Genomic DNA, 7,671 nt, shown 5'->3' on the forward strand with positions numbered 1-7,671 from the left:
CCTAGCAGCATTATCTGGACGTCAGCGACGTTTGTTCCTGTTGGTCCTGTTGTGAGGAGGTCTTTGGCTGCGTTGAGGGCTTTGTTGCTGTCGTTGTTGTCGAGGAGGGTTTTGGGGTTTTCGCCGGTGGCGCGGATTCGGGCGGGGGTGCCCTGATCGGTGATGCCGCCTGCGGCGTCTGTTGGGCCGTCGCGGCCGTCGGTTCCGCCGGAGAGGAAGGCCCAGGGGCGGTCGAGGTTTGGCATGGCGAGGGCGACCCGCAGCGCGAGTTCCTGGTTGCGGCCGCCGCGGCCGGTGCCCTTGAGGGTGACGGTTGTCTCGCCGCCGAAGATGAGGCAGGCGGGGCGGCCGCGGGGGGCGGCGGTTGCGGCGGCGACGATGGCGTCGGCGGCGTCCGCGACGTCGCCGGTGAGGCGGTCGCTGACGATCACCGGTTCGAGGCCGCGGGCGCTTGCTGCCGTTGCGACGGCTTCGAGGCTGAGGCGGTTCGAGCCGATGAGGTGGTTCGCCGCTGCGGGTCCGGGGCCTGGGGCGGCTTCGGGCTGCGCGAGCCGGGCGCGGACGGGCTCGGGCAGGTCGGGCCAGAGCCCGCGCTCGGTGAGGAGCGCGCGGGCCGCGGCGCGGGAGCCGATCGGGGCGGTGGTCGGGCCCGAGGCGATGACGCGCAGGTCGTCGCCGATGACGTCCGACAGGATATAGGCGGTGACCGGGGCGGGGGCGGCGTGGCGGGTGAGGCCGCCGCCCTTGAGCCGCGAGAGGGTCTGGCGGACGAGGTTGATCTCGGTGATCTCGAAGCCGTGGGCGAGGAGGAGCCGGTTGACCTCGGCCTTGTCGGCGAGGCTGAGCCCCTCGGCCGGGGCCGGGGCGAGCGCCGAGCCGCCGCCGGAGATGAGCGCGATGACGCGGTCGGCCCCGGTCGCGGCGTCGAGCCGGCGCAGCGCCTCGGCGGCGGCGGCGGCGCCGTTCGCGTCCGGCACCGGGTGGCCGGCGGCCATCACCGTGGCGCCGGGCAGGTCCCGGACGTTCTCGTAGTTCGTGATCACAAGCACGTCGGCCGGGGCATCGCCGAGTTGGCGGAGCATCTCCGCGGCCATCGGGATCGCGGCTTTGCCAATCGCCACAACGACATAGGCCCCGCCCGGCGCGGGGCGGGGCAGGGGGTGGCGGGCGAGTGCGGCGGCGAGCGCCCGGGCGGGATCGGCCGCGGCACAGGCCGCCGCGAAGAGCTCCGCGGCGGTCTCGCGCAATGTGATCACGGGGTCGGCCGCAGAACCCGCCATGGCCTCAGGCCCCGGCGATCTGGCGCGCCTTCGCGACCAGCACCTCGGCCTGGCGGATCGAGGCGTAGTCGATGAGGCGGCCGTCGAGCGAGACGGCACCCTTGCCCTGGGCGGCGGCTTCCTCCATCGCGGCGAGGATCCGCTGGGCCTTGGTGACCTCGGCCTCCGAGGGGCTCATCACCTCGTTGGCGAGCGCGATCTGGGAGGGATGGATCGCCCATTTGCCCTCGCAGCCGAGCACCGCGGCGCGCTTGGCGGCGGCCTTGTAGCCCTCGGGGTCCTGGAAGTCGCCGAAGGGTCCGTCGATGGGGCGCAGGCCGTTGGCGCGGGCCGCGACCACCATGCGGGCGAGCGCGTAGTGCCACATGTCGCCCCAGTGGACGGCGCGGGAGCCGTCGGCGAGCGGGTCGGTCAGCACCGCGTAGTCGGGGTTGACGCCGCCGATGATCGTGGTGCGGGCGCGGGTCGAGGCGGCGTAGTCGGCGACCCCGAAGTGGAGCGATTCGTTGCGCTTGGAGGCGGCGGCGATGGCGGAGACGTTCTGCATGCCGAGCGCGGTCTCGATGATGTGCTCGAAGCCGATGCGCTTCTTGTAGCCTCGCGCGTCCTCGATCTGGGTCACCATCATGTCGACGGCATAGACGTCGGCCGCGGTGCCGACCTTGGGGATCATGATCAGATCGAGCCGCTCGCCGGCCTGTTCGACGACGTCGACGACGTCGCGGTACATGTAATGGGTGTCGAGGCCGTTGATTCGGACCGACATGGTCTTCTTGCCCCAGTCGATCTCGTTCAAGGCCTTGATGATGTTCTTGCGGGCCTCGGCCTTGTCGTCGGGCGCGACCGCGTCCTCGAGGTCGAGGAAGATCACGTCGACGTCGGATTGTGCCGCCTTCTCAAACATTTGCGGGGCGGAGCCGGGGACGGCCAGCTCGCTGCGGTTGAGCCGGGCGGGGGCCTGCTGGATGACGTGGAAGCTCATGGGGAAGATCCTTCGGGATTGCCGCGATGCAGCGGATGGGTGACGGCCGCCATTCAAACGCGCAAGAGTTCTTTCCTGTCAAGCAACAAAATTGCGTCAATGACCGGCGCCGCGACAGATCGTGCAAGGTCCTCCGGGCGCGGGTCCGGGCGCGGATACGCGCGCGAGGCGGCGTCGGGCTCAGTCGCCGGGGCGGGTCGGGGCGCCGAGCCGGGCGGCGTAGTAGAAGGCGATCGCCTGGGCGCGGCTCGTCACGCCGAGCTTCTCGAAGAGGTTCGAGAGGTGGAACTTGACGGTGTTGGCCGAGATCGCGAAGTCGCGGGCGAGCTCGCGGTTGGTGAGCCCCTTCGAGAGCGCCTCGAGGAGCGCCCGCTCGCGCCGGGTGAGGCTCTGGATCGGGTCGGCCTTGAGCTCGCGGATGTCGAGGAACGGGAACACCATCTGGCCCTGGGCGACGGCGCGGCAGGTCTCGAGGAGCTTCTCGACCGGCGTGGTGCGGGCGACGAAGCCGGCGGCGCCGGCGAGCATCGCGAGCCGCGGCACGTCGCCCCTTGGGTCGTCGCCGTAGACGACGAGGCGGGGCGCATGGGGCTGTTCGCGCAGGACCTCGATCAGCTTCTGGCCGCCGAGTGCCGGCAGGTTCCAGTCGATCACCCCGACCTTGACCGGGACCCGCATCACCGCGCCGAGGAAGCCCTCGGCGGTGGCGGTGGTGGCGACGAGCGAGAATCGGGGGTCGCGGTCGAAGATCTCCGACATCGCCGAGAGCACGAGCGGATTGGGGTCGGCGAGCGAGACCGCGATCGGGGCGGATTTGTCATCAAGCTGTTGCATTCCTTGCCTCTTTCGCCAGAACCTACCCGATAGGGCGGGGGGCTGTCCGGTATACCTCGGTATCCATACCAATATGGGTAGGAAATTCCCCATACCATCGGATACCCGAAAGCAGGAGTAACGCAGGTTGTGACGCCGCGGCAAGTGCGATTGTCTTGCGGCAACGGACCTCGCCGTCCGCGTCCCGCCTCCGCCGCGCCCCCCGCGGCCCGAACCAGCAGGTCCGAGAGATGAACGAACCGACGATCTTCCCCGCCCTCGAGATCCCCGAGACGCTCGCCGCCGGCCCCGGGCCCGGCAACACCGACCCGCGCGTGCTCGCGGCCTTCGCCCGCACCGGGCTCGCCGACCACATGCAGGCCGACGTGCTGCGCGGCATGATCGAGTGCAAGCAGATGCTGCGCCAGGTCTGGGGCACCAGGAACACCTACACCTACGGCGTCGGCGGCACCGGCTTCTCCGGGCTCGACTGCATGCTCGGCGCGATCCTGCCGGGCGACAGCGTGGTGGCCTTCGTCAACGGCACCTTCTCCGGCATCGACGGGCTGACGATCCGCATGAAGGCCGCGACCCGCGAGGAGCTGCGCGCCAACGCGCTCGACCCGCAGGCCGCCTCGGTGACGGTGGTCACCGTGCCGCACGGCGAGTCGGTCACCGGCGAGATCGTCGAGAAGGTGCTGGCCGAGAAGAAGCCGAAATGGGCCTTCATGGCGCATTGGGAGACCGGCTCGGGCCGCGTGAACGACCTTCGGGGCTTCTCGGAGGCCTGCGAACGTCACGGCGCGATGGGGCTTGTCGACGCGGTCTCCTCGCTCGGCATCGCCGACTTCTCGATCGACGACTACCCGGGCGTGGTCGGCTGGGCCTCCTGCCCGCAGAAGGGGGTGCTCTGCCTGCCCCTGACCTACGCGCCGGTCAGCTTCACCGATCGCTACATCGCCGAGGTCCGCGCCAATGGCTGCGCCTCCTACGTCCACAACCCGGTCCTTGAGGCCCGCCACTGGGGCGTGGTCGAGGGCAAGGACGTGGCCGCCGGCTCCTACCACCGCACCCATTCGGGCTACGCGGTCGCGGCCTTCCACGAGGCGCTGCGGCTCACGCTCCAGCAAGGGATCGCCCGGAAGGCGCGCGACTACGCCTTCCACGAGAAGGCGCTGAAGGACGCGGTCACCGCGATGGGCTGCACCGTCACCTCGAACATGACGAGCCTCGTCGTTCTCAACCTGCCGGCAAGCCTCGCGGGCCGCGAGAAGGAGCTGGTGCAGGGCGCCCGCGCCAGGGGCTTCGGCATCTGGCCGACGCTCTCGGAGCCGGTGCAGGTCCGGATCGGCATCCTCAACCAGCTGAGCCAGGCCGCGATCACCGAGATCGTCACCCGCTTCGGTGCGGCGATGAACGAGATGGGCGCCGGCATCGACATGGACCGGATCCGCGAGGGTCTCGCGCGCCACTACCAGACCGCGATCGCGGCCGAATAATCTCACCGGGAGGATCGAGATGGACATCCACGAATACCAGGCCAAGGAGATCCTTGGAAAGTTCGGCGTCACGGTGCCGGAAGGCGGGCTCGCCTACAGCCCCGAGCAGGCGGCCTACCGCGCCCGCGAGCTCGGCGGCAACCGCTGGATCGTCAAGGCCCAGGTCCATGCCGGCGGCCGCGGCAAGGCCGGCGGCGTGAAGCTCTGCAATTCCGAGCACGAGATCCTCGACGCCGCCGAGAGCATGTTCGGCAAGAAGCTCGTGACGCATCAGACCGGGGCCGAGGGCAAGGGCGTCTACCGCGTCTATGTCGAGGCCGCGGTGCCGTTCGAGCGCGAGATCTATCTCGGCTTCGTGCTCGACCGCTCCTCGCAGCGGGTGATGATCGTCGCCTCCTCGGAAGGCGGCATGGAGATCGAGGAGATCTCGGCCGAGAAGCCCGACAGCATCGTGCGCTCCACCGTCGAGCCGGCGGTCGGGCTGCAGGAGTTCCAGGCCCGCGAGATCGCCTTCGCGCTCGGCATCCCGGCCAAGCTCACCCAGCAGATGGTGCGCACGCTGCAGGGCTGCTACCGCGCGTTTACCGAGCTCGACGCGACCATGGTCGAGATCAACCCCTTGGTCATCACCTCCGACGACCGCATCCTCGCGCTCGACGCCAAGATGACCTTCGACGGCAACGCGCTCTTCCGCCATGCCCAGGTGGCCGAGCTCCGCGACAAGTCCCAGGAGGATCCGCGCGAGAGCCGTGCGGCCGACCGCGGCCTCTCCTATATCGGGCTTGCGGGCAATATCGGCTGCATCGTCAACGGCGCCGGTCTCGCGATGGCGACGATGGACACGATCAAGCTTGCCGGCGGCGAGCCCGCGAACTTCCTCGACATCGGCGGCGGCGCCACGCCCGAGCGGGTCGCGAAGGCCTTCCGGCTGGTCTTGTCGGACGCCAACGTCCAGGCCGTGCTCGTCAACATCTTCGCCGGCATCAACCGCTGCGACTGGGTCGCCGAGGGCGTGGTGCAGGCGCTGACCCAGAACCCCGTCGACGTGCCGGTGATCGTGCGCCTTGCCGGGACCAACGTCGAGGAGGGCCAGAAGATCCTCGCCAAGTCCGGGCTGCCGATCATCCGCGCCACCTCGCTGATGGAGGCCGCCGAGCGCGCGGTCACCGCCTGGCAGAACGACAAGTCGCAGAACACCAATGTGAGGGCCGTCTGATGAGCATCTTTCTCGACCGCACGAGCCGCGTCATCGTCCAGGGCATCACCGGGCGCATCGCGCAGTTCCACACCAAGGAAATGATCGACTACGGCACCAATGTCGTCGGCGGCGTCGTGCCCGGCAAGGGCGGCGAGACGGTGCACGGCGTGCCGGTCTTCAACACCGTGAAGGAAGCCGTGGCCGCGACCGGCGCCGATGCCAGCCTCGTCTTCGTGCCGCCCCCCTTCGCGGCGGATTCGATCATGGAAGCGGCCGACGGCGGCATCCGCTACGCGGTCTGCGTGACCGACGGCATCCCGGCCCAGGACATGATCCGCGTCAAGCGCTACATGTACCGCTACCCCAAGGAGCGCCGCATGGTGCTGACCGGGCCGAACTGCGCCGGCACGATCAGCCCGGGCAAGGCGCTTTGCGGCATCATGCCGGGCCATATCTACCTGCCCGGCCATGTCGGCATCGTCGGCCGCTCGGGCACCTTGGGCTACGAGGCCGCCCAGCAATTGAAGGACCGCGGCATCGGCGTCTCGACCTCGGTCGGCATCGGCGGCGACCCGATCAACGGCTCGTCGTTCCGCGACATCCTCGAGCGCTTCGAGCAGGACCCCGACACCCATGTGATCTGCATGATCGGCGAGATCGGCGGGCCGCAGGAGGCCGAGGCCGCGGCCTATATCCAGGAGCACATGACCAAGCCGGTCATCGCCTATATCGCCGGCCTGACCGCGCCCAAGGGCCGCACCATGGGCCATGCCGGCGCGATCATCTCGGCCTTCGGCGAGAGTGCGTCCGAGAAGGTCGAGATCCTCTCGGCGGCGGGCGTCACCGTGGCCGAGAACCCCTCGGTCATCGGCGAGACGATCGCCCGGGTGATGAAGAAAGCGGCCGCGTAACGGCCGCGCAAAGGGAGGCGACGATGGCGAAACCCAGGGTGCTGGTGACGCGGGCCTGGCCCGCACCGGTCGAGGCGAAGATGGCGGAAGCCTTCGACGTCACGCTCAACCGCGACGACCGGCCCCTGGGCGCGGCCGAGATGAAGGCCGCGCTGACCGACTACGACGCGGTCCTGCCGACCGTCACCGACCGGCTGCCGGCCGAGCTCTTCGACGCGCCTCAGCTCAGGGCCAAGATCCTCGCCAACTACGGCGTCGGCTTCGCCCATATCGACACCGATGCCGCGAAATCCCGCGGCATCACCGTCACCAACACGCCCGACGTGCTCTCCGACTGCACCGCCGACATCGCGATGACGCTGATGCTGATGGCCGCGCGACGCGCCGGCGAGGGCGAGCGCGAGCTGCGCGACGGCCGCTGGACCGGCTGGCGCCCGACCCATCTCATCGGCACCAAGGTCTCCGGCGCCACGCTCGGCATCATCGGCTTCGGCCGCATCGGCCAGGCCATGGCGCAGCGCGCCCATCACGGCTTCGGCATGAGGATCCTCGTGCAGAACCGCTCCGCCGTCGCCCCCGAGATCCTCGCCCGCTACGGCGCCACCCAGGTCGCCAGCGTCGAGGACATGCTGCCCGAATGCGACTTCGTCTCGCTCCACTGCCCCGGGGGGGCGGCCAACCGCCACCTCATCAACGCCCGCCGGCTCGAGATGATGAAGCCCACCGCCTTCCTCATCAACACCGCCCGCGGCGAGGTCGTCGACGAGGCCGCCCTCGCCCAGGCGCTGTGGTTCAACACCATCGGCGGCGCCGGCCTCGACGTCTTCGAACGCGAACCCAAGATCCACCCAGACCTCATGGGCGCCGACAACCTCGTCATGCTCCCCCACCTCGGATCCGCAACACGCCAAACCCGCGAAGGAATGGGGTTCCGAGTGCTCCAAAACCTCACCGAATACTTCCAAGGAAAAACACCCCAAGACAAGGT

7 protein-coding genes are annotated in these 7,671 nt (G+C 69.5%); 4 read left to right on the plus strand and 3 right to left on the minus strand.

The annotated features are described in order from the left end of the window. From OEZ60_RS21705 to OEZ60_RS21715, 3 genes are all read right to left on the minus strand, one after another. On the minus strand, positions 1-1,280 hold a 1,280-nt coding region (locus OEZ60_RS21705), incomplete at its 3' end, for a glycerate kinase type-2 family protein (RefSeq protein ID WP_263340906.1). Between the two features lie 4 nt (positions 1,281-1,284). Beyond that, positions 1,285-2,262 carry an HpcH/HpaI aldolase/citrate lyase family protein gene (locus tag OEZ60_RS21710; protein WP_263340907.1) on the minus strand — a complete coding sequence of 326 codons (978 nt, stop codon included), beginning with the start codon at positions 2,260-2,262 and terminating at the stop codon, positions 1,285-1,287. A 180-nt stretch (positions 2,263-2,442) separates the two neighbouring features. After that, positions 2,443-3,096, minus strand: coding sequence for a response regulator transcription factor (locus tag OEZ60_RS21715; protein ID WP_263340908.1), 654 nt, complete (start codon positions 3,094-3,096; stop codon positions 2,443-2,445). A gap of 230 nt (positions 3,097-3,326) precedes the next feature. On the opposite strand from OEZ60_RS21715, the gene OEZ60_RS21720 reads away from it, so the two are divergent. The 4 genes from OEZ60_RS21720 to OEZ60_RS21735 form a co-directional block, all read left to right on the plus strand. After that, positions 3,327-4,574 (plus strand): aminotransferase class V-fold PLP-dependent enzyme, encoded by a 1,248-nt coding sequence (locus OEZ60_RS21720; RefSeq protein ID WP_263340909.1) that lies wholly within the window; start codon positions 3,327-3,329, stop codon positions 4,572-4,574. Between the two features lie 19 nt (positions 4,575-4,593). After that, on the plus strand, positions 4,594-5,790 hold the full coding sequence (locus OEZ60_RS21725) for a malate--CoA ligase subunit beta (RefSeq protein ID WP_263340910.1): 1,197 nt from the start codon (positions 4,594-4,596) through the stop codon (positions 5,788-5,790). Further along, positions 5,790-6,683, plus strand: a complete 894-nt coding sequence (gene sucD, locus OEZ60_RS21730; protein ID WP_263340911.1) for a succinate--CoA ligase subunit alpha — start codon at positions 5,790-5,792, stop codon at positions 6,681-6,683. The genes OEZ60_RS21725 and sucD overlap by 1 nt, the downstream gene beginning before the upstream one ends. Positions 6,684-6,706: 23 nt before the next feature. Beyond that, a partial coding sequence (locus OEZ60_RS21735) for a 2-hydroxyacid dehydrogenase (RefSeq protein WP_263340912.1) occupies positions 6,707-7,671 on the plus strand: 965 nt, incomplete at its 3' end.

This window comes from Albidovulum salinarum, from assembly GCF_025673475.1.
Taxonomy (GTDB): Bacteria; Pseudomonadota; Alphaproteobacteria; order Rhodobacterales; family Rhodobacteraceae; genus Albidovulum; species Albidovulum salinarum.

Coding starts and splice junctions, on each gene's coding strand:
- OEZ60_RS21710 (WP_263340907.1), bottom strand. CDS start 2,262: ATGAGCTTCCACGTCATCCAGCAGGCCCCCGCCCGGCTCAACCGCAGC.
- OEZ60_RS21715 (WP_263340908.1), bottom strand. CDS start 3,096: ATGCAACAGCTTGATGACAAATCCGCCCCGATCGCGGTCTCGCTCGCC.
- OEZ60_RS21720 (WP_263340909.1), top strand. CDS start 3,327: ATGAACGAACCGACGATCTTCCCCGCCCTCGAGATCCCCGAGACGCTC.
- OEZ60_RS21725 (WP_263340910.1), top strand. CDS start 4,594: ATGGACATCCACGAATACCAGGCCAAGGAGATCCTTGGAAAGTTCGGC.
- sucD (WP_263340911.1), top strand. CDS start 5,790: ATGAGCATCTTTCTCGACCGCACGAGCCGCGTCATCGTCCAGGGCATC.